15 protein-coding genes and 3 rRNA genes are annotated in these 25,052 nt (G+C 69.0%); 9 read left to right on the top strand and 9 right to left on the bottom strand.

Annotated features, from left to right (window positions below):
* Positions 1–38: 38 nt before the first annotated feature.
* Entirely contained in the window at positions 39–3,287 is a 3,249-nt protein-coding gene (locus ACNYS0_RS19485; protein ID WP_422475306.1) for an ATP-binding protein, read from the top strand.
* Positions 3,288–3,311: 24 nt separating this feature from the next.
* On the opposite strand, the gene ACNYS0_RS19480 is transcribed toward ACNYS0_RS19485, so the two are convergent.
* Positions 3,312–5,219 carry a sigma-70 family RNA polymerase sigma factor gene (locus ACNYS0_RS19480; protein WP_422475304.1) on the bottom strand — a complete coding sequence of 636 codons (1,908 nt, stop codon included), beginning with the start codon at positions 5,217–5,219 and terminating at the stop codon, positions 3,312–3,314.
* Between the two features lie 239 nt (positions 5,220–5,458).
* Positions 5,459–6,223 (bottom strand): TetR/AcrR family transcriptional regulator, encoded by a 765-nt coding sequence (locus ACNYS0_RS19475; RefSeq protein ID WP_422475303.1) that lies wholly within the window; start codon positions 6,221–6,223, stop codon positions 5,459–5,461.
* 373 nt (positions 6,224–6,596) lie between these two features.
* On the opposite strand from ACNYS0_RS19475, the gene ACNYS0_RS19470 reads away from it, so the two are divergent.
* Both ACNYS0_RS19470 and ACNYS0_RS19465 read left to right on the top strand, forming a co-directional pair.
* Positions 6,597–8,018: an NAD(P)/FAD-dependent oxidoreductase gene (locus ACNYS0_RS19470; protein ID WP_422482728.1), complete on the top strand. Its 1,422-nt coding sequence runs from the start codon at positions 6,597–6,599 to the stop codon at positions 8,016–8,018.
* A 157-nt stretch (positions 8,019–8,175) separates the two neighbouring features.
* Positions 8,176–9,819 (top strand): ATP-binding SpoIIE family protein phosphatase, encoded by a 1,644-nt coding sequence (locus ACNYS0_RS19465; RefSeq protein ID WP_422475301.1) that lies wholly within the window; start codon positions 8,176–8,178, stop codon positions 9,817–9,819.
* Between the two features lie 5 nt (positions 9,820–9,824).
* Here ACNYS0_RS19465 and ACNYS0_RS19460 read toward each other — a convergent pair whose 3' ends face one another.
* On the bottom strand, positions 9,825–11,096 hold the full coding sequence (locus tag ACNYS0_RS19460) for an MFS transporter (RefSeq protein WP_422482727.1): 1,272 nt from the start codon (positions 11,094–11,096) through the stop codon (positions 9,825–9,827).
* Between the two features lie 145 nt (positions 11,097–11,241).
* On the opposite strand from ACNYS0_RS19460, the gene ACNYS0_RS19455 reads away from it, so the two are divergent.
* The 4 genes from ACNYS0_RS19455 to rrf all read left to right on the top strand — a co-directional run bounded on the left by ACNYS0_RS19455 (position 11,242) and on the right by rrf (position 17,619).
* Positions 11,242–11,796 (top strand): MarR family winged helix-turn-helix transcriptional regulator, encoded by a 555-nt coding sequence (locus tag ACNYS0_RS19455; protein ID WP_422475299.1) that lies wholly within the window; start codon positions 11,242–11,244, stop codon positions 11,794–11,796.
* Between the two features lie 658 nt (positions 11,797–12,454).
* A 16S ribosomal RNA gene (locus tag ACNYS0_RS19450) occupies positions 12,455–13,980 on the top strand.
* A gap of 311 nt (positions 13,981–14,291) precedes the next feature.
* Positions 14,292–17,414, top strand: a 23S ribosomal RNA gene (locus ACNYS0_RS19445).
* An 88-nt stretch (positions 17,415–17,502) separates the two neighbouring features.
* A 5S ribosomal RNA gene (rrf, locus tag ACNYS0_RS19440) occupies positions 17,503–17,619 on the top strand.
* The 16S, 23S and 5S rRNA genes sit together here, the layout of an rRNA operon.
* Positions 17,620–17,666: 47 nt before the next feature.
* On the opposite strand, the gene ACNYS0_RS19435 is transcribed toward rrf, so the two are convergent.
* The 4 genes from ACNYS0_RS19435 to ACNYS0_RS19420 are packed head-to-tail and all read right to left on the bottom strand — an operon-like array spanning position 17,667 to position 21,346.
* The gene (locus tag ACNYS0_RS19435; RefSeq protein WP_422475297.1) at positions 17,667–18,350 is read right to left on the bottom strand and encodes a response regulator; all 684 of its coding nucleotides are present in this window, start codon (positions 18,348–18,350) and stop codon (positions 17,667–17,669) included.
* Complete coding sequence (locus ACNYS0_RS19430; RefSeq protein WP_422475296.1) at positions 18,347–19,591, bottom strand: sensor histidine kinase; 1,245 nt, start codon at positions 19,589–19,591, stop codon at positions 18,347–18,349. Before ACNYS0_RS19430 ends, ACNYS0_RS19435 begins: the two co-directional genes overlap by 4 nt.
* A 13-nt stretch (positions 19,592–19,604) precedes the next feature.
* Positions 19,605–20,399, bottom strand: coding sequence for an ABC transporter permease (locus ACNYS0_RS19425; RefSeq protein WP_422475294.1), 795 nt, complete (start codon positions 20,397–20,399; stop codon positions 19,605–19,607).
* Positions 20,396–21,346, bottom strand: coding sequence for an ABC transporter ATP-binding protein (locus ACNYS0_RS19420; RefSeq protein ID WP_422475292.1), 951 nt, complete (start codon positions 21,344–21,346; stop codon positions 20,396–20,398). The genes ACNYS0_RS19425 and ACNYS0_RS19420 overlap by 4 nt, the downstream gene beginning before the upstream one ends.
* Positions 21,347–21,450: 104 nt before the next feature.
* Between ACNYS0_RS19420 and ACNYS0_RS19415 the strand changes: the two genes are divergently transcribed.
* On the top strand, positions 21,451–22,005 hold the full coding sequence (locus ACNYS0_RS19415) for a GNAT family N-acetyltransferase (protein ID WP_422475290.1): 555 nt from the start codon (positions 21,451–21,453) through the stop codon (positions 22,003–22,005).
* Here ACNYS0_RS19415 and ACNYS0_RS19410 read toward each other — a convergent pair.
* Together ACNYS0_RS19410 and ACNYS0_RS19405 are read right to left on the bottom strand one after the other, a co-directional pair.
* Entirely contained in the window at positions 21,996–22,592 is a 597-nt protein-coding gene (locus ACNYS0_RS19410) for an NADPH-dependent FMN reductase (protein WP_422475288.1), read from the bottom strand. The two genes, ACNYS0_RS19415 and ACNYS0_RS19410, sit on opposite strands and share 10 nt — an antisense overlap.
* A 32-nt stretch (positions 22,593–22,624) precedes the next feature.
* The gene (locus tag ACNYS0_RS19405) at positions 22,625–24,202 is read right to left on the bottom strand and encodes an MFS transporter (protein WP_422475286.1); all 1,578 of its coding nucleotides are present in this window, start codon (positions 24,200–24,202) and stop codon (positions 22,625–22,627) included.
* Positions 24,203–24,299: 97 nt separating this feature from the next.
* On the opposite strand from ACNYS0_RS19405, the gene ACNYS0_RS19400 reads away from it, so the two are divergent.
* A complete protein-coding gene (locus ACNYS0_RS19400) occupies positions 24,300–24,947 on the top strand; it encodes a TetR/AcrR family transcriptional regulator (RefSeq protein WP_422475284.1) in 648 nt (215 codons plus the stop codon).
* Positions 24,948–25,052 lie beyond the last annotated feature (105 nt).

Below are 25,052 nucleotides of genomic sequence, written 5' to 3'. Positions count from 1 at the left end.
GCTGGGCCCTCCTGCCGCGCAGCGGCGACAATGCCTCAGTGCAGTACAAGATCCTGGGCACCACACAGGCATACGACGACGAGGGCACACCCGTGCCCGTGGGCGGACCGCGGCTGCGGGCCCTGCTCACGTCCCTGGCCCTGCACGCCCCGCACACCGCCCCCACCGACGCGCTCATCGACGACGTCTGGGCCGACGACCCGCCCGCCGACGCCCCGGCCGCCCTCCAGGCCCTGGTCGGCCGGCTCCGCCGCACCCTCGGCAAGGAGGCGGTCACCTCCGAGACCGGCGGCTACCGCCTCGCCGCGGCCCGCCCGGACATCGACCTGTACGTCTTCGAGCGCCTGGCCCGCGAGGGCGCCGCCGCCCTCGCGGCGAACGCCCCGGAGACCGCCGCCCGCACGCTGCGGGACGCGCTCGCCCTGTGGCGCGGCCCGGCCCTCGTCGACCTCCCCGACCACACGGCCGCCACCCGCCACGAGACCCGCCGCCAGGACGCCGTCCGCGCGCGCGTGGAGGCGGACCTGCGCCTGGGCCGCGCCGCCGACCTCGTACCCGAGCTGCGGGAGCTCACCACCGCACACCCGTACGACGAGCCGCTGCACGCCCTTTTGATCCGTGCGCTGCGTGACGCGGGGCGTGGGGCGGATGCGCTGGCCGCTTATGAGGAGGTGCGTCGTGTGCTGGCGGACGGCCTGGGGGCGGATCCTGGGCCGGAACTCGTCGCTTTGCACGTGGAGTTGCTCAACGCCCCCGCCCCGAGAGCGCACCCGGGGGTGACGCCTCGGGACTCTGCCCCGACCCCCGCTGCTCAATCGCCGCAGGGGCTCAGATTTCCTCCGGCCAGAACCGGCAATCTCCGCCCCCGCCTGAACTCGTTCGTCGGGCGGGAACCCGAACTCGACGCCATCCGTTCCCACTTGCGAGGAGCACGCCTGGTCACGCTCACGGGCCCGGGCGGCTCCGGCAAGACCCGCCTTGCGGAGGAGGCCGCGGCGCCGCTCTCGAACGCCTGGCTGGTCGAGCTGGCGCCGCTCGACGATCCGGGGGCGGTGCCCGGCGCGGTGGTCAGCGCACTGGACCTGCGCGAGACGGTCCTGATGACGAACGAGCTGTCGGCCCCGCAGACCGATCCGACCAACCTCCTCGTAGAGCACTGCGCCCACCGCAGCCTGCTCCTGATCCTTGACAACTGCGAGCACGTCATCGGAGCGGCGGCCCAGCTCGCCGAGACCCTCCTCACGCGCTGCCCCGGCCTCACGATCCTCGCCACCAGCCGCGAACCCCTCGGCGTACCGGGGGAGTCCGTGCGCCCCGTCGAGCCGCTGCCCCCGGACCCCGCCCACCGCCTGTTCGCCGAACGGGCCGCCGCGGTCCGCCCCGGCTTCGACCCCAGCCAGGACCGGACGGCCATCGCCGAGATCTGCCGCCGCCTCGACGGGCTGCCGCTCGCCATCGAGCTGGCCGCGGCCCGCCTCAGACTGCTCACACCCCGCCAGATCGCGGACCGGCTCGACGACCGCTTCCGCCTGCTGACCGGCGGCAGTCGCACGGTACTTCCCCGCCAGCAGACCCTCCGCGCGGTCGTCGACTGGTCCTGGGACCTGCTCGACACGCGGGAGCGCGACACCCTGTGCGAGCTGTCGGTGTTCGCCGGCGGCTGGGACCTGGAGGCGGCGGAGGCCGTGTGCTCCAGCGGCGAGGTCGCCGATGTCATCGGCTCGCTCCTGGACAAGTCCCTGCTCGTCGCCGCGCCCCACCAGGAGCAGCGCGCCGCCGGCATGCGCTACCGAATGCTGGAGACCATCCACGAGTACGCCACCGAGCGCGCCGCGCAGGCTCCCGAGCTCCTGGCGCGGGCCGAGCGGCGGCACACCGCCCAGCTGCGCGCGCTGGTCGAGGCGGCCGACCCCAAGCTGCGCACCGCCGAGCAACTCCCGTGGATCCAGCGCCTGGAGGCGGACCTGGACAACATCCGCGCGGCGCTGAACCGCGTCACCTCCGGCCCCGGCCCCGCCGATCTGGAGTCCGCGATCGCCCTGGCGCTGCACATGGGCTGGTTCTGGTGGCTGCGCAACTACCGCCACGAGGGGTCGAACTGGGTCGAGCGCATCATGAAGATGCTGCCGGACGGTGTGCTCCCCGAGGACACCGAGGACCCGATGTACTGGCCGCAGATGAATCTGCGGCTGCTCTCCCTGTTCCTGCTCTCCGAGATCTACCCGCAGAGCGCGGTCGCGGACGAGGAGCAGCGCGCGTACGCGCTGCGCGTGCAGTCCGTCTTCGCCCCGCCCAACCCGCAGGGGGCCCGCTTCCCCGGCATCATCTGGCCGTTCACGCTGTTCCTGCTCGACGGCCGCGACGTGCGCGCCGACCTGGACGCCGCCGTCGCCAACTGCCGCCGCTTCGGCGGCGACTGGGAGCTCGGCGTCACCCTGATGTTCCGCGCGCACATGGCGGTCGACATGCCGGGCAACATGAGCGGTGTCGACGACGACCTCGCCGAGCTGCGGGACCTGAGCCGCAGAGTGGGCGACCGCTGGATGCGGGCCCAGGTGTGCAGCGCGGCCGGCGAGGCCGCCATGGGGCGCGGCCGGTTCGAGGATGCCAAGGTCGAGTACGAGGAGGCGCTGCTGCTCGCCTACGAAGTGGGGGCGTACGCCGAGTCGCCGTTCCTCATGGCGCGCCTCGCGGAGATCGCCCTGCGCGCGGGCGACCGGGACACCGCGCAGAAGACGCTCGACATGGCGACCGCCGAGGCGGAGCGGTACGGGGTGGTGGACAGCGCGGCCTTCGCCCGGCTGCTGAGGGCCCACCTCGCCCTGTCGGAAGGCGACGTGGCCCGCGCGCGCGAGCACTGCGACGCTTCGCGCGCGGTGGCCGAGGGCGGCACCCCGCCGCCGCAGTTCGTCGCGGCCCTCGGCGTGGTCGACGCGCGTGTCACCGCGGCCGAGTCGGGTCCCGGGGCCGGCCTCGCGAAGGTGGTCCGCCTGCTGCGCGACGAGGTGCTGGGGCAGACGGCGGAGTCGGTGACCGCGGGCCTCGTCGACGTCGGAGCCGAACTGCACGCGCGCGCGGGCGACACGGCGCGCGCCGTGCGCCTGTTCGCGGCCGCCGACGTGATGCGCGCCGGTCTGCCGAGGTCGATGCCGGAGCGCGCGGAGTACGAGGACGCGGAGTCCCGCGCGCGGGCCGAGCTCGGCGACGCGAGGTACGAGGCCGAGCGCGCGGCGGGCGCCGCGCTCACGCAGGAGGGCCTGCTCGCGGACATGGCGGGCGGGCCCTGACCGGCTGCGGCACCCCGCGTCCGGTCAGGTGCAGGTGAAGCGGGACTCCGCCCAGTCGGCGACCGCCACCGAGTCGGCCGGGCTCTTCGGCTCGGTGACCAGCCGGATCGACTTCGCCCCCGACACGTTCACATGCACCGGCACCGCCGACTGGCGGCCCTTGACCACGGACGAACTCCAGGCCCGCGCCCCGTCGACGTAGACGGAGAACCGGACGGCGCCGAGGCCGAGCGTCATGTCGTCGACCCCGGCGAAGGCGTCGTACGTCGAGCAGCTGCGGTTGAGGTCGATGGTGACGGAGGACTCGGAGTGCACCGAGACGCCCTTTGCGTACTGCTTGCCGGCGATCGACATGCCGTAGCGCTGCCACACCCAGCTGCTCTCGCCGAGGCGGATCTCCGGCTGCGAGCCGTCCCCGGTGGTGTCGTACCGCAGCTCGTTCACCGGATAGACGGCCGGGGCGGGCGGCGGCGGCTTCGGGGTCGGCTTGGGCGGCGTGGGCTTGGGGGCCGGCGGCTTCGGCTTCGGCTTCGGCTTCGGAGGCGTCGGCTTGGGCGTGGGCTTCGGGGTCGGCTTGGGGGAGGGCTTCGGCGGGGGCGGCGTCGGCTTGGGGGCCGGCGGCTTCGGCTCCGGCTGCGGCGGCTTCGGCTCGGGCTTCGGCTTCTTCGGCTCGATCGGCTGCGAGGCGGGCGGCGGCGCCTTCTCGCGCGCCTCCGGCTTCGGCTTCGGGTCGCCGGTGAGTGCCATCGCCAGTGCGACGGCGGTTCCCGCGGCCACCACTCCGGCCGCGATCCCCGCCTTCGCGGGCGCCCCGAGGCCTTCGGAGGCCGCTCCGCCGGCGGCGCCACCGCTCGTGGAGCCGCCGCCCGTCGCCGCGGCCGCACCGGCCCCGGCCGCGCCCGCCGCACTCGCGGCGCCGCCGCCGATGAACGCCGCCGCCTTCGCGTACCCGGCGGCGCCGAACCAGCCGATGACCGCGATCGGTACGACACCGGGGATGCCGCTGGCGACTTCCTTGATCTGGCCGGCCGCGAGCCGGCACTTGGCGCACTCGTCCATGTGCTTGCGCAGGCCGCGCTCCGCCCGGGTGCGCAGGCTGCCGCGCGCGTAGGCGCCGAGCCGGTCCGCGTAGCGTGCGCACTCCTCGGACTGGGTGAGCGTGGTCGAGACATGGGCCTGGAGGTAGGCCTCCTTCAGGCCTTCGCGGGCGCGCTTGGCGAGCACGCGCGTGCCGTTGGCGTCGAGCCCGAAGAGCGTGGCCACCTCGCTGGGCGACTCCTCCTCGACCTCCGTGTGCCACAGCACGGCCTGCCAGCGCTCGGGCAGTGAGCGGAAGGCCTGCATGGCCATCGACTGCTCGGCCTCGTGCATCGCGCGGACGTCGGCGCCCAGGTCGAGCGTGTCGTCGTCGCTGGCCTCCAGCGAGCGGGCGTCCTGCGTGGCGAACACGGCGAAGTCGTCGACGAGGTGCTCGCGCTTCGCCGACTTCGTCCAGCCCGCGGCGACGCGGCGCACCGTGGTCAGCAGATAGGCGCGCACCGCGTGCTCGGGCCCGCTGCCGCTGCGCACCGCCTGGAGGGTGCGGGCGAAGACCTCGGCCGTGAGGTCGTCCGCGGTGTGCCCGTCGCGGCAGCAGGTGCGGGCGTAGCGGCGCACGGCGGCGGAGTGGCGGCGGTACAGCTCTTCGTAGGCGCCGTCGTCGCCCGCGCGCATGCGGCCGATCAGGTCGGCATCGGAGGACGGCGCAGGAGCGTCGCCCTCGACAACGCCGGAGCCGCTCTCGCGCTGAGGCGGCACGGACGTCTGCATGTCCGGCTGCTCCGCGGGCGTACGCCCCGGACCGCCCTGACTGGGTACCTGCCGCGAGGGCGGGCTCCCGGCGCTGGTACCGCCGCCCTCGGGCCGCTGCTCGTCCCGCCCGTCAACGCTCATTGCGGAATGCCCCCGACCGCCCACTCTGACCCGATCACCGGGAAAGAGTGCCACACGCACGGGCCCCCGAAGTGGTTGCTGCACGGCAACCACTCATCCGTGGAGATTTCGCGTGCGCGATCCCTAAGGATCACCCGTTCGGGGAAGCCTCAACCGCCCTGCCGTAAACGAGAGTTGACCGCGAGTGACGACGTCGTCGACTCGCGGTGACTCCCTCGGTTCGGTGAGGATCCGAGTGCTCACGCCGGCCGCGAGCGCAGCCCCTCGAGCAGGATGTCGAGCAGTCGCGCCGAGGCCGCCTCCTGCTGCACGGCGTCCGGAAGCGACGGGGCCGCCGTCGCGATGACAAGCAGCACGTCCGACACGGTCACGTCGGCGCGCAGCTCACCGGCCTCCCGGGCGCGGTCCACGAGCCGGCCCACGACATCGAGGAGCGTCGCGGCACCCGCGTCGTCGGCGGGCAGGCCCTCGCCGCCGACCGCGGGCTGCTGCTCGACGAGCCGCAGCTCCGGTGTCGCCGCCCGCTGCTCGGGAACGCGCGGCTCACCGCGCACGCCCTCATCGGAGTCGGCGACCCCGACCCGCAGCACCTGCGGAGGCAGCAGCCGGCCCGCGCCCGAGGCGACCGAGGTCCGCAGGAAGCGCGAGAGCGCCGACCACGGCTCGTCCTCCTGACCGAGCGCCGTGCGCGCCTGGTCGGTCAGCCGAGCGGTCTCCTCCTCGGCGATCCGCCGCACCAGTACGTCCTTGCTGGGAAAGCGCCGGTACACCGTGCCCACCCCGACGCGGGCGCGTCGCGCCACGTCCTCCATGGGTGCCCCGTACCCCAGCTCGCCGAAGACCTCCCTGGCCGCTCGCAGCACATGCTCGAGATTGCGCTGTGCGTCCACACGCAGCGGAGTGGAGCGCGAACTGTCGCCCGCCCCCCGCCCGTTGGCCCCCGCGGCCGCTCCCGAGGGCGCGACGGCAGAGGCTGAGGTCCAATGAGAGTCCTGAATGTGCATATGTGTTCCCCCGGTAATGACGTCTCCCCCCGGAGACACTCCCCGCCATTGTCTGTCGGAGCCGGAGGAACAGACAGCGATTTCCGGGACGCTTCCCGATCGCCCGCGTATCCCCCCAGACACCCCGACAGGAGACGAACATAGTTGAGCCGGGAGCGATTCAGAAGAGGCAGGTTCCGCACCGGGTGCCCCTCGAAAGGAGTATGTGCCGGATTTCGCCATGACGGCCCCACCGCCCTCCGCCCCGGTCCACGGCCCCGCTCCGGACCCTGACCTGGGCACCTCTCGCGCGCGCGGGCCGAACGCCGGTCCACAAGGGGTACTTCTGGTCGTCATACAAATGGTCGGGACTGTGGACAAACGCATGGGCCCGATGCGTCATGGGAGGGTGAGGGAACCTGCGCGCATTCTTGTAGTCGGCGGCGGATACGTCGGGATGTACACGGCCCTGCGGCTCCAGAAGAAGCTCAAACAGGAGCTCAAGAGCGGTGCCGTGGAGATCGTCGTGATCACCCCCGACCCGTACATGACCTATCAGCCATTCCTGCCGGAGGCGGCCGCCGGCTCGATCTCGCCGCGCCATGTCGTCGTCCCGCTGCGCCGCGCGCTCGACCAGTGCCAGGTGATCGTCGGAGAGGCGCAGTCCATCGACCACGCCAAGCGCACGGCCACGTACACGACGCTCGCCAGCGACGAGGAGGGCACGGGCGCGGCCGCCCTCACCTACGACGAACTGGTCCTCGCGCCCGGCTCGGTCTCCCGCACGCTCCCGGTCCCCGGGCTCGCCGACTTCGGCATCGGGTTCAAGACCGTCGAGGAGGCCATCGGCCTGCGCAACCACGTCATCGAGCAGCTCGACATCGCCTCCTCCACACGCGACCCGGCGATCCGCGACGCGGCGCTGACCTTCGTCTTCGTAGGAGGCGGGTACGCGGGCGTGGAGGCGCTCGGCGAACTGGAGGACATGGCCCGGTACGCGGCGAAGTACTACCACAACGTCAAGGCCGAGGACCTGAAGTGGATCCTGGTGGAGGCTTCCGACCGGATCCTGCCCGAAGTGGGCCCGGAGATGGGCCAGTACACGATCCGCGAACTGCGCGGCCGCAACATCGACGTACGCCTGGAGACCCGGCTCGAATCCTGCGAGCACCGCGTAGCGGTGCTCAGCGACGGCTCCCGCTTCCCCACCCGCACGGTCGTGTGGACGGCCGGCGTCAAGCCGAGCCCGCTGCTCGCCGCCACGGACCTGCCGCGGAACGAGCGCGGACGCCTCAAGTGCACCGCCACGCTCGCCGTCGACGGCGCCCCGCACGCGTGGGGCGCGGGCGACGCCGCGGCCGTCCCGGACGTCACGGCGCCCGGCAAGGAGTGCGCGCCCAACGCCCAGCACGCGGTGCGCCAGGCCCGCACCCTCGGCGACAACATCGCGGCATCCGTACGCGGTGAGCCGCTCACCGAATACGAGCACTCCTACGCGGGTTCGGTGGCCTCCCTCGGACTCCACAAGGGCGTCGCGCACGTCTACGGCCGCAAACTGAAGGGCTACCCTGCCTGGTTCATGCACCGCGTCTACCACCTCAGCAGGGTGCCCACCGTGAACCGCAAGGCCCGCGTCCTGACCGAATGGACGCTCTCCGGTCTGTTCAAGCGAGAGATCGTCTCGCTGGGCTCGCTGGAACAGCCCCGCGCCGAGTTCGAACTCGCGGCCGGAGCGGTCCCTCCTACGGACCCATCTGGCGGACCCTCCCGCGACACCCCGCAAGGACCTCCGGAAAACCCGAAGGGGTCGCCCTGAGCGCGCTGTTGACGCCCCTGACCGAGCACCGGTGACCGGAGCGCGGAACTCCCGCTCCCGGACCGGCGTCTGACGTTTGTCAGTACGGTCGGCCAGACTGGTCCACGACCCCGGGCGGGCTCCTCGCCCACCCTCGAACCCACGAGGCTTTTCCCCTGTGAACTTCACGCGCTGGAGCGCCCGGCTCCCCGGAACGCAGCGCCGCGCCGCGGCGCGGGCCGACCACGGCGGACCTCAGCGGGCCGACGGCGCGGTCCCCGCCGCCCGCGCCGAGCCCCTGTCGGCGGAGGCGCCCGGCGAGGCGGGCGGAGTCGACGAGCTGCCCGTACGCGAGGTCCTCGACCGCATCCCCGCCCTCGTCGCCCTGGTGCACGGCCCCGAGCACCGCATCGCGTACGTCAACGACGCCTACGTCGCGGCCTTCGGCGAGCGCACCGCGGGCGAGCCCGCCCACGAGGCGCTGCCCGAGCTCGACGAGCTGAGCCTGCTCCCGTTCCTCGACCAGGTGCTGCGCAGCGGCAAGCCCCGCACGGTCAAGTCCCGCAAGACGTCCGGCGGCCGCTCGTACACCGTCACCTGCACCCCGCTGGAGACGGCGGAGGGCCCCGGTGTGCTGATCTTCGCGGCCGACGTCACGGACCACGCGGAGGCCGCGGAGCGCCTGCGCACCAGCGAGCGCGAACAGCGCGAGACCGCGGTCACGCTCCAACGCTCGCTGCTGCCCCAGGAGTTGGAGGAACCCGACGACCTGCGGATCGCGGCGACCTACCAGCCCGGCGGCACCGAGGCCGCGGTCGGCGGCGACTGGTACGACGTGATCACCCTCGGCGGCGGCCGCACGGCCCTGGTGATCGGCGACGTCATGGGCCGCGGCGTCCGGGCGGCCGCGGTGATGGGCCAGCTCCGCACGGCGGTCCGCGCCTACGCGCGCCTGGACCTCCCGCCGCACGAGGTCCTGCAACTGCTCGACGGCCTGGCTACGGAGATCGACCCGCACCAGATCGCCACCTGCGTCTACGCCGTCCACGACCCGAACGAGGGCCGCCTCGTCTACGCGTCCGCCGGCCACCTGCCGATCCTCGTACGCGACGAGAACGGCACGATCCACCGCGCCGACGAGCCCACGGGCCCGCCGCTCGGCACCGGCGGCTGGCTGCACGCCTCGGGCTCGGTGCCGCTCGGCGCGGGCTCCACGGCGGTCATGTACACCGACGGCCTGGTGGAGCGGCGCGACGAGGACATCGACGAGGGAGTGGCATCGCTGGAGAACGCCCTGGCGGGCGCGACCGGCACGCCCCAGGTGGTCTGCGACCGACTGATCCGGGCGGCCGGCGTCACGGCCGATCACGACGACGACGTCGCGGTCCTGGTCCTCCAGCACCCGGCCCGCAAGGGCACCGAGGGCGAGCGCTTCCGCAACGCGGCACTGGAACTGCTCGGCGGCGTGGAGGCGGCACCACGCGCGCGTGCCTTCGCGTCCGGCGTCCTCACCAGCTGGCGCTTCGCCGACGAACTGCACGACCTGGGGGTCCTCGCGGCCAGCGAACTCGTCGCCAACTCCCTCCAGCACGGCACCCCGCCCATGCGCCTGCGGCTGCGCCGCACGGACCGCCGCCTGATCATCGAGGTGACCGACGGGGACGACCACCTGCCGCGCCGCCGCCGGGCGGAACCGGCGGACGAGGCGGGCCGCGGCATCGCGATCGTCGCCTCGATCGCCTCGAACTGGGGCTCGCGGCGCACGCCGGGCGGCGGCAAGGCGGTGTGGTGCGAGTTCGTACTGCCGGAAGGCTCGGGCTGAGGGCCCTACGCCTCCGCTGTGGCCGGCTCCGGCGCGCTGCGCATGACCACGCGCGTGCCGGCCAGCGACGGCTGGTCCTGCACCGGCGTGAGCCGCTTGCCGAGCCGCAGCGCCAGCACGGTGATGGCCAGCGAGAACAGCACGAACGTCACGATGTACGGACCGTGCAGCGCGGCGCCCATCGGCCCGCCCACGGCGGGCCCGACCGCCAGCGCGAGCTGCTTCACCAGCGCGAAGGCCGAGTTGTACGAGCCGACCATGCCGGCCGGAGCGAGATCGGCGACGAGCGGCGCCACGGTCGGCGACAGCATCGCCTCACCGAGGCCGAACAGCGCGTACGTGGAGATGAACGCGGCGGTCGCCATCGCCTGGCTCCCGTGCCCGATCCCCGCGTACCCGGCCGCCAGCCACGCGACGGTCCAGATGAGGCCCACCGCGGCGATCACCCGCGAGCGCTTGCGGCGCTCGACGAGCTTGAGCACGGCGAACTGGGCGACCACGATCATCGCCGTGTTGGCGGCGAGCGCGATCCCGAGCGTGGACGCCGAGATACCGGCCGCCTCGACGCCGTAGGCACTGAGACCCGACTCGAACTGCCCGTAGCAGGCGAAGAACAGCACGAACCCGAGCACGCACAGCTGCACCATCGCCCGGTTCCCGAGCAGCGCCCGCATGCCGCCCTTGCCCTCGCCCTTCGGCACGGCCTCGCCGAGCGTGGGCGAGTGCGGCATCCGCACCGTCAGCACGATCCCGGCGAGCACCAGGAACATCACGGCCTCGATGGAGAAGAGCAGCAGGAAGCTGTCCGGCCTGGTCTCGTCGACGATCTGGCCGCCGATGAGACCGCCGATGCCGAGGCCCAGGTTCTGGAGGAAGAACTGTGTCGCGAACGAACGGGTGCGCGTCTCCGGAGCGGAGCACCACACGATCATGGTCGCGAGCGCCGGCTGGAGCACCGCGGTCCCGGCCCCCAGCACCGCGGCGGCCACGATGGCGGCCGGTTCATACGTGGCGAACCCGAGGCCGACCGCTCCCACGGACGCCACGACCGAGGCCGCGACGAGGACGGGCAGCGGACCGCGCCGGTCGATGGCACGACCGGTGAAGGGCAGGACGACCAGGGCGGCCATGGCGAACGCGGCAAGGACGATGCCCGCCGCACTGGCACCAAGACCTCGCACCTCCGCCACGTACACGTAGAGGAACGGAACCGTGAAGCCGATCCCGAACGCGCTCAGCGCGCTGCCCACCTGAATCCGGCGCATCGCCGCGCCCATCGCCCTGGTCACTTTCACCTGCCCTTTCACTGGCCCGGCCGCCGGCCGGGTCTTAGCACTGAAGACTTAGAAGCTAAAGTTCGAAGCTAAAGAGTACACACGCAAGGACTTCAACGCCAATCACTCCCGTGCCATACTTCGCGCCATGGCGGACACCCAAGGCGCGCCGGCTGCCGAACCGACGCTCGAAGAGCAGATCGCCGCGTATCAGCGCGAGTTCCACGCCCTCGACCCCCAGGTCGAGCAGATCGTCTCGGCGCTCGGCAGACTCAACCGCCGCATGAACGTGGCGTACGGACGCCAGACCGCGGAGATCGGGATCAGCAACACCGACTGGGAGGTCCTCAAGGCCCTCGTCCTCTCGGGCACCCCGTACCGCCTGGGCCCCGGCGACCTCGCCAAGCGCCTCGGCCTGACCCCCGCCGCGATGACCCACCGCATCGACCGCATGGTCCAGGAGGGCCTGGTCACCCGGGACCGCGACGAGAACAACCGCGTCCGCGTCATCGTGGAGCTGACCGCGGAGGGCCGCGAGAAGTGGCTGGAGGCGATGCGCCTCGCCACGGTCTTCGAGGAGGACCTGCTCCAGGACCTCAACGCGAAGGAGCGCGGAGCCCTCGGCGAGGTCCTCACGCGTCTTCTACGTCGCGTGGAGGACGCCCAGCCGGACGCCGGCGGGCGCCTCAACGACCTCGACTGAAGTGGGCCACAGGGGAGGGTTGACACGGCCTTCCCCGATCCGTAAGGTACCTCGGGTTGCCACGGGGCCGTAACGGTTCTGCGGCGGCACATCCGCCGCTCAAGCGGCACCCAACCTCAGCACGATCTCCCAACCGGGATTCTATTCGGCGTGCCCGAATTCAATTCCGAACCCCCGATTCGCTCGGGGGCCGGGAATCCGCTAATGTTTGGGACGTCGGAACGGCCCAACAGCCGGGAAGACGAGCCCCCCTGACTGGGAATCAGGCCCGAAAGGATCTGATAGAGTCGGACTCGCCGGAAAGCCGAAAGGCTGGAAAGCGAAGCGGAACCGAGGAAAACGGGCCGGGAAACGGTCTGATAGAGTCGGAAACGCAAAACAGCAAGAACAAAAGCAAGACCCGAAGGGAAGCGCCCGGAGGAAAGCCCGAGAGGGTGAGTACAAAGGAAGCGTCCGTTCCTTGAGAACTCAACAGCGTGCCAAAAATCAACGCCAAAATTTGTTGATACCCCGTCTCCAGCATCCGCTGGGACGAGGTTCCTTTGAAAAGTCCTGCCGGCCATTGGCTGGCAGGCGCACAGCGAGGACGCTGTGAACGGTCGGATTATTCCTCCGACCGTTCCGCTCTCGTGTGTGTCACCGGGATATCCCGGAAACATTCACGGAGAGTTTGATCCTGGCTCAGGACGAACGCTGGCGGCGTGCTTAACACATGCAAGTCGAACGATGAAGCCCTTCGGGGTGGATTAGTGGCGAACGGGTGAGTAACACGTGGGCAATCTGCCCTTCACTCTGGGACAAGCCTTGGAAACGAGGTCTAATACCGGATAACACTCCCATTCTCCTGGATGGGGGTTAAAAGCTCCGGCGGTGAAGGATGAGCCCGCGGCCTATCAGCTTGTTGGTGAGGTAATGGCTCACCAAGGCGACGACGGGTAGCCGGCCTGAGAGGGCGACCGGCCACACTGGGACTGAGACACGGCCCAGACTCCTACGGGAGGCAGCAGTGGGGAATATTGCACAATGGGCGAAAGCCTGATGCAGCGACGCCGCGTGAGGGATGACGGCCTTCGGGTTGTAAACCTCTTTCAGCAGGGAAGAAGCGAAAGTGACGGTACCTGCAGAAGAAGCGCCGGCTAACTACGTGCCAGCAGCCGCGGTAATACGTAGGGCGCAAGCGTTGTCCGGAATTATTGGGCGTAAAGAGCTCGTAGGCGGCTTGTCACGTCGATTGTGAAAGCTCGGGGCTTAACCCCGAGTCTGCAGTCGATACGGGCTAGCTAGAGTGTGGTAGGGGAGATCGGAATTCCTGGTGTAGCGGTGAAATGCGCAGATATCAGGAGGAACACCGGTGGCGAAGGCGGATCTCTGGGCCATTACTGACGCTGAGGAGCGAAAGCGTGGGGAGCGAACAGGATTAGATACCCTGGTAGTCCACGCCGTAAACGGTGGGCACTAGGTGTGGGCAACATTCCACGTTGTCCGCGCCGCAGCTAACGCATTAAGTGCCCCGCCTGGGGAGTACGGCCGCAAGGCTAAAACTCAAAGGAATTGACGGGGGCCCGCACAAGCAGCGGAGCATGTGGCTTAATTCGACGCAACGCGAAGAACCTTACCAAGGCTTGACATACACCGGAAACGTCTGGAGACAGGCGCCCCCTTGTGGTCGGTGTACAGGTGGTGCATGGCTGTCGTCAGCTCGTGTCGTGAGATGTTGGGTTAAGTCCCGCAACGAGCGCAACCCTTGTTCTGTGTTGCCAGCATGCCCTTCGGGGTGATGGGGACTCACAGGAGACCGCCGGGGTCAACTCGGAGGAAGGTGGGGACGACGTCAAGTCATCATGCCCCTTATGTCTTGGGCTGCACACGTGCTACAATGGCCGATACAATGAGCTGCGATACCGCAAGGTGGAGCGAATCTCAAAAAGTCGGTCTCAGTTCGGATTGGGGTCTGCAACTCGACCCCATGAAGTTGGAGTTGCTAGTAATCGCAGATCAGCATTGCTGCGGTGAATACGTTCCCGGGCCTTGTACACACCGCCCGTCACGTCACGAAAGTCGGTAACACCCGAAGCCGGTGGCCCAACCCCTTGTGGGAGGGAGCTGTCGAAGGTGGGACTGGCGATTGGGACGAAGTCGTAACAAGGTAGCCGTACCGGAAGGTGCGGCTGGATCACCTCCTTTCTAAGGAGCACTTCTTACCGAGTCCTTCGGGGCGCGGTCAGAGGCCATTACGTCGGCACACGTTCGACGGTGGTTGCTCATGGGTGGAACGTTGATTATTCGGCACACTTGACCTGCTCTGGTCGCAAGTACTGCTTCGGCGTGGAAAGCGAGATGGACGGGCGAGGGTGTCGGGCACGCTGTTGGGTGTCTGAAGGTACGGCCGTGATGGTCGCCTTCAGTGCCGGCCCCAGTGCACTCGAACTCAAGGGTTCGGGGTGATGGGTGGTTGGTCGTTGTTTGAGAACTGCACAGTGGACGCGAGCATCTGTGGCCAAGTTTTTAAGGGCGCACGGTGGATGCCTTGGCACCAGGAACCGATGAAGGACGTGGGAGGCCACGATAGTCCCCGGGGAGTCGTCAACCAGGCTTTGATCCGGGGGTTTCCGAATGGGGAAACCCGGCAGTCGTCATGGGCTGTCACCCGCTGCTGAATATATAGGCAGTGTGGAGGGAACGCGGGGAAGTGAAACATCTCAGTACCCGCAGGAAGAGAAAACAACCGTGATTCCGGGAGTAGTGGCGAGCGAAACCGGATGAGGCCAAACCGTATACGTGTGAGACCCGGCAGGGGTTGCGTGTGCGGGGTTGTGGGATCTCTCTTTTACGGTCTGCCGGCCGTGAGACGAGTAAGAAACCGTTGATGTAGACGAAGGACATGCGAAAGGTCCGGCGTAGAGGGTAAGACCCCCGTAGTCGAAACGTCAGCGGCTCGTTTGAGAGACACCCAAGTAGCACGGGGCCCGAGAAATCCTGTGTGAATCTGGCGGGACCACCCGTTAAGCCTAAATATTCCCTGGTGACCGATAGCGGATAGTACCGTGAGGGAATGGTGAAAAGTACCGCGGGAGCGGAGTGAAATAGTACCTGAAACCGTGTGCCTACAAGCCGTGGGAGCGTCGCGCAAGGAACTTGTTCCTTGCGTCGTGACTGCGTGCCTTTTGAAGAATGAGCCTGCGAGTTTGCGGTGTGTTGCGAGGTTAACCCGTGTGGGGAAGCCGTAGCGAAAGCGAGTCCGAACAGGGCGACATAGTAGCGCGCTCAAGACCCGAAGCGGAGTGATCTAGCCATGGGCAGGTTGAAGCGGAGGTAAGACTTCGTGGAGGACCGAACCCACCAGGGTTGAAAACCTGGGGGATGACCTGTGGTTAGGGGTGAAAGGCCAATCAAACTCCGTGATAGCTGGTTCTCCCCGAAATGCATTTAGGTGCAGCGTCGTGTGTTTCTTGCCGGAGGTAGAGCACTGGATAGGCGATGGGCCCTACCGGGTTACTGACCTTAGCCAAACTCCGAATGCCGGTAAGTGAGAGCACGGCAGTGAGACTGTGGGGGATAAGCTCCATGGTCGAGAGGGAAACAGCCCAGAGCATCGACTAAGGCCCCTAAGCGTACGCTAAGTGGGAAAGGATGTGGAGTCGCAGAGACAACCAGGAGGTTGGCTTAGAAGCAGCCACCCTTGAAAGAGTGCGTAATAGCTCACTGGTCAAGTGATTCCGCGCCGACAATGTAGCGGGGCTCAAGCGTACCGCCGAAGTCGTGTCATTGCAGCTATAGGGCCAACGCCCGCTGTGATGGGTAGGGGAGCGTCGTGTGCCGGGTGAAGCAGCACCGGAAGGTAGTTGTGGACGGTTCACGAGTGAGAATGCAGGCATGAGTAGCGATACACACGTGAGAAACGTGTGCGCCGATTGACTAAGGGTTCCTGGGTCAAGCTGATCTGCCCAGGGTAAGTCGGGACCTAAGGCGAGGCCGACAGGCGTAGTCGATGGATAACCGGTTGATATTCCGGTACCCGCTGTGACGCGAAAGACATCGAATCCAGTGATGCTAAGGCCGTGAAGCCGTTCCGGACCCTTCGGGGAATGGAAAGTGGTGGAGCCGCCGGCCCAAGCTGGTAGTAGGTGAGCGATGGGGTGACGCAGGAAGGTAGTCCAGCCCGGGCGATGGTAGTCCCGGGGTAAGGGTGTAGGCCGTGCGGTAGGTAAATCCGTCGCACACAAGGCTGAGACCTGATGCCGAGCCGATTGTGGTGAAGTGGATGATCCTATGCTGTCGAGAAAAGCCTCTAGCGAGTTTCATGGCGGCCCGTACCCTAAACCGACTCAGGTGGTCAGGTAGAGAATACCGAGGCGTTCGGGTGAACTATGGTTAAGGAACTCGGCAAAATGCCCCCGTAACTTCGGGAGAAGGGGGGCCATTCCTGGTGATGAGTCTTGCACTCTGAGCTGGGGGTGGCCGCAGAGACCAGCGAGAAGCGACTGTTTACTAAAAACACAGGTCCGTGCGAAGCCGTAAGGCGATGTATACGGACTGACGCCTGCCCGGTGCTGGAACGTTAAGGGGACCGGTTAGTCACATTTCGGTGTGGCGAAGCTGAGAACTTAAGCGCCAGTAAACGGCGGTGGTAACTATAACCATCCTAAGGTAGCGAAATTCCTTGTCGGGTAAGTTCCGACCTGCACGAATGGCGTAACGACTTCTCGACTGTCTCAACCATAGGCCCGGTGAAATTGCACTACGAGTAAAGATGCTCGTTTCGCGCAGAAGGACGGAAAGACCCCGGGACCTTTACTACAGTTTGATATTGGTGTTCGGTTCGGCTTGTGTAGGATAGGTGGGAGACTTTGAACTCGGTACGCCAGTATCGAGGGAGTCGTCGTTGAAATACCACTCTGGTCGTGCTGGATGTCTAACCTGGGTCCGTGATCCGGATCAGGGACAGTGTCTGATGGGTAGTTTAACTGGGGCGGTTGCCTCCCAAAGGGTAACGGAGGCGCCCAAAGGTTCCCTCAGCCTGGTTGGTAATCAGGTGTTGAGTGTAAGTGCACAAGGGAGCTTGACTGTGAGACCGACGGGTCGAGCAGGGACGAAAGTCGGGACTAGTGATCCGGCGGTGGCTTGTGGAAGCGCCGTCGCTCAACGGATAAAAGGTACCCCGGGGATAACAGGCTGATCTTCCCCAAGAGTCCATATCGACGGGATGGTTTGGCACCTCGATGTCGGCTCGTCGCATCCTGGGGCTGGAGTCGGTCCCAAGGGTTGGGCTGTTCGCCCATTAAAGCGGTACGCGAGCTGGGTTTAGAACGTCGTGAGACAGTTCGGTCCCTATCCTCTGTGCGCGTAGGAATATTGAGAAGGGCTGTCCCTAGTACGAGAGGACCGGGACGGACGAACCTCTGGTGTGCCAGTTGTCCTGCCAAGGGCATGGCTGGTTGGCTACGTTCGGAAAGGATAACCGCTGAAAGCATCTAAGCGGGAAGCCTGCTTCGAGATGAGTATTCCCACCCCCTTTGAGGGGTTAAGGCTCCCAGTAGACGACTGGGTTGATAGGCCAGATCTGGAAGCACCGCAAGGTGTGGAGGTGACTGGTACTAATAGGCCGAGGGCTTGTCCTCAGTTGCTCGCGTCCACTGTGTTGGTTCTGAAACCACGAACAACCGTCGTAGCCATGTGCCACGGCTCCGGTTGACAGTTTCATAGTGTTTCGGTGGTCATAGCGTGAGGGAAACGCCCGGTTACATTCCGAACCCGGAAGCTAAGCCTCACAGCGCCGATGGTACTGCAGGGGGGACCCTGTGGGAGAGTAGGACGCCGCCGAACTATTTTTAGAGAAAAGCCCCGTGCCATTGGCACGGGGCTTTTCTGCGTTATGCGGGTTCCACAAGTTTCGCGTCGTACGCCACGATCACTGCCTGCACCCTGTCCCGCGCTCCCGTCTTCGCGAGGATGCGGGACACGTGCGTCTTCACCGTCGATTCGGCGAGGTGCAGGCGCTCTGCGACCTCGGCGTTGCTCCAGCCCTGGGCGATGACCGTCAGGATCTCGCGTTCGCGGTCCGTCAGGGAGGCGATGCGAGGATCGGGGGCCGGGGGAGTGCCCGCGGCGGCCGGGAGATGCTGCACGTACGCGTCGAGAAGGCGGCGGGTGAGGCTGGGGGCGACGATCGCGTCGCCGGCGGCCACCGCTCGGATGCCCGCGAGGAGTTCTTCCGGGAGCGCGTCCTTGATGAGGAAGCCGGAGGCGCCCGCGCGCAGGCCCGCGTACGCGTACTCGTCCATGTCGAACGTCGTGAGGATGAGGATGCGGGGGCCGTCCGCCGCACCGTTCGCCGCGGGCTTCGCGATGATGCGGCGGGTGGCCTCGATGCCGTCCATGCCGGGCATGCGGATGTCCATCAGGACCACGTCGGGGGCGAGCTCGGCCGCGAGGCGGACCGCCTCCGTGCCCGTGCCGGCCTCGCCCACGATGCGCAGGTCGTCCTGGCTCTCCAGGAGCATGCGGAAGCCGAAGCGCTGCATGGGCTGGTCGTCGACGATGAGGACGGTCGTCACGGAGTGGGCCCTTCCGGGGACGGGGACGGGATCGGGAGCGGAATGCGGAGGCGTACCCGCCAGCCGCCGGCCGGTCGTGGGCCGGCCTCAAGTATGCCTCGGTAGAGGGCGGTTCGCTCCCGCATGCCCGCGAGGCCGCGGCCGGTCCCGGGGCTGTCGGCGACGGAGCCGCGGCCGGTGTCCGTGACGATCACGGTCACCGCGTCGGCCGCGTACGAGACGAGCAGCTCGGAGGTGGCCGAGGGGCCGCCGTGCTTCAGGGTGTTGGTGAGGGCCTCCTGGACCACGCGGTACACCGTGAGTTCCAGGCCCGCGGGCAGCGGCACCGGTTCGCCCTCGACCTTCCTGAGGACCGGGAGCCCTGCCGAACGTACGCCGTCGATCAGGGAGTCGAGGTCGTCGAGTGCGGGGGCGGGGGACAGCTCCGCCGTCGGTGAGGGGGCTTCCTCGCCCAGTACGTCGAGGAGGCGGCGGAGTTCCGCGAGGGCGTTGCGGCTGGTGGTGGCGATGGCGGTGAGGGCCTGGCCCGCGCGTTCCGGGTTGCGGGCGGCGGCGTAGGAGCCGCCGTCGGCGAGGCCGGTGATGACGGAGAGGTTGTGGCCGATGATGTCGTGCATCTCGCGGGCGATGCGGGCGCGTTCGGCGGAGGCCGCCAGCTGGGCCTGCTGGTCCCGCTCGACCTCGAGTTGGCGGGCCCGGTCGACGAGGGCCCGCGTGTAGTCCTGGCGGGAGCGGACCGCGAGGCCCGCGAGGCCGACCAGCGCGAGGGACCACAGCTGCGGCACGATCAGTTCGTCCCAACTGCCGTGCGGGAAGCGGAAGAAGCTCACCAGCATGGGCAGTACGGTCAGGGCGGCCGCGGCGCCGAGTGTCCGCAGGGACTGCCGCAGCGCGATGTTGAACACGACGACGAACTGGGCGAAGGCGATCTGGAGCCAGGCCCCCGTCCAGTTGCTGACGAGGGCCGTCGCCACCATCACCGCGAGTGCGGGGAGCGGGTGGCGGCGGCGCCACAGCAGCGGAACGGACAGACCGAGGCTCACCAGCAGCACCAGCCACTCCGCGACCCGGGGGTCCGCGGCTGTGGTGCGCCAGCCGCCCGCGCCGTCGGTGAGGGCGGCCGTCACGAAGAGCAGCGTCACCAGGACGTCCCACACCAGCGGGTGGCGCCTGTCGTAGGCGCGCACCCGCTGTGTGCTGCGGTGCAGGAACTGGCTCGTACGGGGCTGCGGCGGGGTCACGTGGTCATCCTGGTCATACGTCGCGGCGCTTGAGAAGCAGCCCGGCCGCGGTGAGGACGACGGCGGCCCACACGACGAGGGAGAGGAGCCCGGTGCCGGGGGCGTTGTGGTCCGCGACCGGGATGATCGAGCCGAGGGACTCCGCCGACTTGGACGGGAAGTACTTCACGGCGCTCTGCACGGCGTCGTTGCTGATCATCTGGAGCACCTCGGGCAGGATCATGACGCCGCCGACGAACGCGCCGATCGCGGCCGGTACGGAGCGGCAGAGCGCGCCGAGGCCGAGGGCGATGAGGCTGAGCAGCGTGATGCCCGCGGCGTTGCCCGCGAGGGCGCCGAGGACGCCGGAGTCCGTGAGGGACAGGGCCTTGTCGCTGTCGGAGAGCCAGATCTGGGCGAGCAGGAACGTGACGAGGTTCGTGACGAAGGTGACCGTGAAGGCGAGGGCCGTGAAGACGCCGGCCTTGGCCCACAGGACCGGCAGTCTGCGCGGGACCGCCGCCATCGTGGCGCGGACCAGGCCCGTCGAGTACTCGCTCGCCGTGATCAGGATGCCGAGGACGGCGACGCAGATCTGGGACATCTGGCTGCCGAAGAGCGTGAAGACGATCGTGTCGATGTTCGCGTCGTCGCCGTCGTAGGTCGAACCCATCATCAGGCCGACGGAGACGACGAGGACGACGGAGAGGCCCAGGGTCCACCAAGTGGAGCGCAGGGTGCGGAGCTTGTGCCATTCGGCGTGCACGATGCGGGCCGGGGTCAGCGCGTAGGAGGTGGCCGCGAGGGGTGTGGTGGTCGTCGTGGTCATGCTGCTGCTCCTGCCGAGGGCCGCGAGGGCTGTGTGGCCGCCTGGTATTCGACGGCGTCGTGGGTGAGGTCCATGAACGCCTGCTCCAACGAGGCGGTCTGCGGGGTGAGTTCGAAGAGGGGGAGGCCGCTCGCGGCGGCGATCCTGCCGATGTCGGGGGCGTCGAGGCCGCGGACGTGGAGGGTGTCGGGCGTCGCGCCGTCCGGGAGGTCGATGGCGATGTCGGCGGAGGCCAGGAGGGTGCGCAGGCGGTCCGCCTCGGGCGTCACCACCTTCACGTAGGCCGCTCCTGATTCGCGTACGAGGTCGGTGACCGTCGTGTCCGCGAGGAGGCGGCCGCGGCCGATCACGACCAGGTGCTCGGCCGTCAGGGCCATCTCCGACATGAGGTGGGAGGAGACCAGGACCGTGCGGCCCTGTTGGGCGAGGGACTTGAGGAGGGTGCGGATCCACAGGACGCCCTCGGGGTCGAGGCCGTTGACCGGCTCGTCGAGGATGATCGTGGCCGGGTCGCCGAGGAGCGCCGCCGCGATGCCGAGGCGCTGGCCCATGCCGAGGGAGAAGCCCTTGACCCGCTTGTGCGCCACCTCGGTGAGGCCCGCGAGGTCGAGCACGTGCTCGACGCGGGAGCGCGGGATGCCGTGCGTCAGCGCGAGCGACATGAGGTGGTGGAAGGCGGTGCGCCCTGGGTGGACGGCCTTCGCCTCCAGGAGGGCGCCGACCTCGGTGAGCGGGGCCGGGTGGGTGGCGTAGGCGCGGCCGCCGATGGTGGCGCGTCCCGCGGTCGGGGTGTCGAGGCCGAGCAGCATGCGCATGGTCGTGGACTTGCCCGCGCCGTTGGGGCCGAGGAAGCCGGTGACCGTGCCGGGCTCGACCGTGAAGGTGAGGTCGTCGACGACTGTCTTGTCGCCGTAGCGTTTGGTGAGGCCGTGGGATCGGATCGTCATGTGAGTACGGTGCCGTGGGCGGGCCCCCGCGGGCGTCGGACCGGGGCATCGAGCTGCGGGAATGCCGTAGTACCGGGGTACTACGGGCCCTTAGGGTGCGGCGCATGGACTACGTGATCAGACCCGTGCGGGCCGACGAGTGGCGTGCCGCGAAGGAGCTGCGGCTCGCGGCGCTGCGGGATCCGGCGGCGCCGCTCGCGTTCCTGGAGACGTACGAGGAGGCGGCGGCGCAGCCGGACGAGTTCTGGCGGGGGCGGGCCGAGCGGGCCGCGCACGGGACGACGGCCCTGCAATTCGTGGCGGAGAACCCCGAGGGCGGGCGCTGGGACGGCAACGTGGTGGTGCTCGTGGAGGAGGCGGGCGCCCTGGACTTCTTCGGGCAGCCCGTCGAGCGGCGGCAGGCGCAGCTCGTCGCGGTCTTCGTACGGCCGGAGGCGCGGGGGAGCGGCCTCGCGGGGGCGCTGTTCTCCGCGGCCGTGGAGTGGGCGTTCGGCCTTGAGGGTGTGGAGCGGGTGCGGCTGTACGTCCATGAGGACAACCGGCGGGCCGAGGCGTTCTACCGGAGGTTCGGCTTCGTCCGCACGGGAGGGGCCGTCCCGAATCCGGGCGACCCCTCCAAGGTGGACCGCGAGATGGAGCTCAAGAGGCGTCAGCCGTAAGGGTGTTCCGCCCTGGCCGTGCGCAGGGCGCGGGCCCACCAGGTCAGCTGGTCGAGCATGACCTTGGCGGCGCCGGCCGCGCCCTGCTCGTCGTGGGCCGGTCCGTCCTCGGTGAAGAGGCCGCCGTGGGCCTTGTGGAAGCTGACGCCGTCGCGGATCGTCGCGCAGTGCAACTCGGCGAAGACCAGGCGGAGTTGTTCCACGGCGCGCAGGCCGCCGCCCACGCCGCCGTACGAGACGAAGCCGACGGGCTTGGCCTTCCACTCGTCGCGGTGCAGGTCGATGAAGTGCTTCAGGTGGGCCGGGAAGCTGTGGTTGTACTCGGGGGTGATCACCACGTAGGCGTCGGCCGCGTCCACGCGGGCGGAGAGCTCCGCTTGGGCCGGGGTGGGGGTGTGGCCCCAGTCGGGGTGGGTGTCGGGGAGGTCGAGGTCGGTCAGGTCGATGACGTCGTAGTGGGTTTCGGGGGCGTGGCGTGCGGCCTGGGTCGTGAACCAGGTGCTCACCGTGGGGGCGAGGCGGCCGTCGCGGGTCGACCCGACGATTACGCCCACTCGGAGCGGGGTGGTGGTTGTGGTCTCGGTCATGGTTCGGTCCTCCGTGGTCAGGTTGTCTCGGTTCACGTCGTGGTTTCGTTGCGCTGCGACGGGGGCTGTGCCCACCCGTTCCGCCGTGCGGAACGCCTGCCCACAGCGGGAGCTGAACGCCTGCCCGCAGCGGGGGCGGAAGGCCTGCCCGCAGCGGGGGGCAGGAGTCGGGTCACGGTGAGTGCCAGTGCTGTCATCAGGGCTGTGATCGTCCAGAGCGTCACCTGCCACGCCTCCGTGAATTCCTGGGCGTGGCCGCCCGTGCCTGCCGTAATGGCTGCCGCCAGGTCCGGCGAGCCCACCCGGGGCTCCAGGGATGCCAGGAGGAGGGCGCCGAAGACGGTGAGCATGATGGCGCCCGTGCCGCCGCGGACCGTGTTGAGGAAGCCGGAGGCCATGCCGACCTCGGACGGGGCGACCATCGACATGGCCTGGGCGTCGATGATGCCGATGGAGAGGCCCTGGCCCGCGCCGATGGTGAGCAGGGGGCCCGCGAGTTCCAGGACGCCTATGCCCGGGTGGAGCGTCGTCAGCCACGCGTTGCCGGCTGCCAGCAGGAGCAGCGACAGCACCAGGAGCCGGCGGGCGGGCACGCCCCGGTTCACGAGACGGGCGCCGAGCGGGGGCAGGGCCAGGATCGGCACCGTCATCAGCAGGAGCGTGAGGCCGGCCGCACGGGCCGTCGTGCCGTTCGCGCCCTGGAGGTAGGTCGGCAGGAAGGTGAGGACGCCCGTCGTGCCCGCGCCGAGCCCGAAGGAACCGACCGCCCAGCCGAGGAACGCCGGGTTCCGGGCGAGGCGCAGATCGAGGATCGGGCGGCCCTCGCCGGTGCGGACGAGGCGGCGTTCGACGCGTACGAAGGTGACGAGGAGGGTGAGGGACAGGGCGGCCGGGACGAGGGTCGGCGGCGCCGTCCAGCCGGACTTGGAGCCCTGCGTGATCGCGTAGAGGGCCAGCGCCAGACCCGCGATGAAGGTGGCCGCGCCCGCCTTGTCGACGCGTGGGCTCGTGTCCACCCTGGACTCCGGCATGAGGCGGGTGCCGAGGACGATGACGGCGCCCACGGCCACGTACGACAGGAAGGTGGCACGCCAGCCGACCGCGTCCACGAGCCATCCGGAGAACGTCGGGCCGAAGGCCAGGCCGAGGCCCGCCGTGGTGCCCAGCGAGGCGAAGACGCGGGTGCGGGCGGGGCCCGTGAACGTCGCGGCGAGCAGCGAGCCGCCGCTGGCCATCACGCCCGCGGCGCCGATGCCGGACAGGATCCGGGCGGCGTCGAGGAGCAGGACGTTCTGGGCGAGGGCCGAGGCGAGGGTGCCCGCGGTGTAGAGCGCGGCGCCCGCAGTGAGGATCCGGCGGCGCCCGTAGAGGTCGCCGAGCGAGCCCGCGACCAGCATGAACGAGGACGCGGCGAGGAAGTAGCCGACGACCACCCACTGGAGCGCGGCGCCCGTGGCGTCGAGGTCGGCGCCGATGCGCGGGAGCGCGACCGTGGTGCCGGACATGGCCATCGGCAGCGTGAGCATGCCGAGGAGGACGACGAGGAGAGTGAACGTGGAGCGGCTGCCGCCGACTTCGCGGGCCGCCGAAGCCTGGGGTTCGGTTGCCATGCCGGTAAAGTACAACCACGGTTGTAAGAAGTGCAACCGTCGTTGTACCTAGGTCTCTGTGCCTAGGCTGGGCGAGGACGGCGGAGGACGGAGCGGCATGACACAGGAGTCGGAGCGCGCACCGCGCAAGGGCACGGTCGAGAAGCGGCAGGCGCTGCTGCGCGGGGCGCGGACGGTCTTCGGGCGCGAGGGCTACACGCGCGCCGGGATCGACGAGATCGCGGCGGAGGCCGGGGTCTCGACGCGCACGCTCTACAACCACTTCGGCGGCAAGGAGAACCTCTTCCGAGAGGTGCTGCTGGACAGCGCCGCCAATGTGACGGCCGCTCATGTCGCCCTGATCGAGCGGCACTTGGCCAAGGTGACGGACGTGGAGGCGGACCTGCTCGCGCTCGCCCGCGAGTGGATGGGTCGGCGCGGCGACCACGAGCCGCACATGCTGCTCGTGCGGCACATCATCTCCGAGGGCTCGCACCTGCCCGTCGACGTCATCGAGGAGTGGCAGCGGATCGGCCCGCGGGGGACGGCGGGAGCGGTGCGCGCGGCGCTGCTCCGGCTCGGCGAGCAGGGGCACCTGGCGGTGGACGAGGACAACGCGGCGGAGGCCGCGCGGCACTTCCTGCTGCTGATCCCCGGGGCGGTCACGGTCGATACGTTCTTCGGGGTGGTGCCGATCTCCGCCGACGAGGTCGACGCCCGTGTGCGCAGCGGGCTCGCGGTGTTCCTGAAGCTGTACGGGCGTTAGGGTCCTTCTGACGGATCAGGCTGGACCCCGGAGGCCGTGCCATTCGGCTCCGCGAGTGGGGCCTGGTGCGTGCAGATGCAAGGCGGAGGAGGGCGTCAACGCGGA

Origin of the sequence: Streptomyces anthophorae (assembly GCF_049310305.1) — a bacterium.
Taxonomy (GTDB): Bacteria; Actinomycetota; Actinomycetes; order Streptomycetales; family Streptomycetaceae; genus Streptomyces.
Note: the sequence above shows the minus strand (reverse complement) of the source record. Positions and strands in the feature narration are given on the sequence as shown.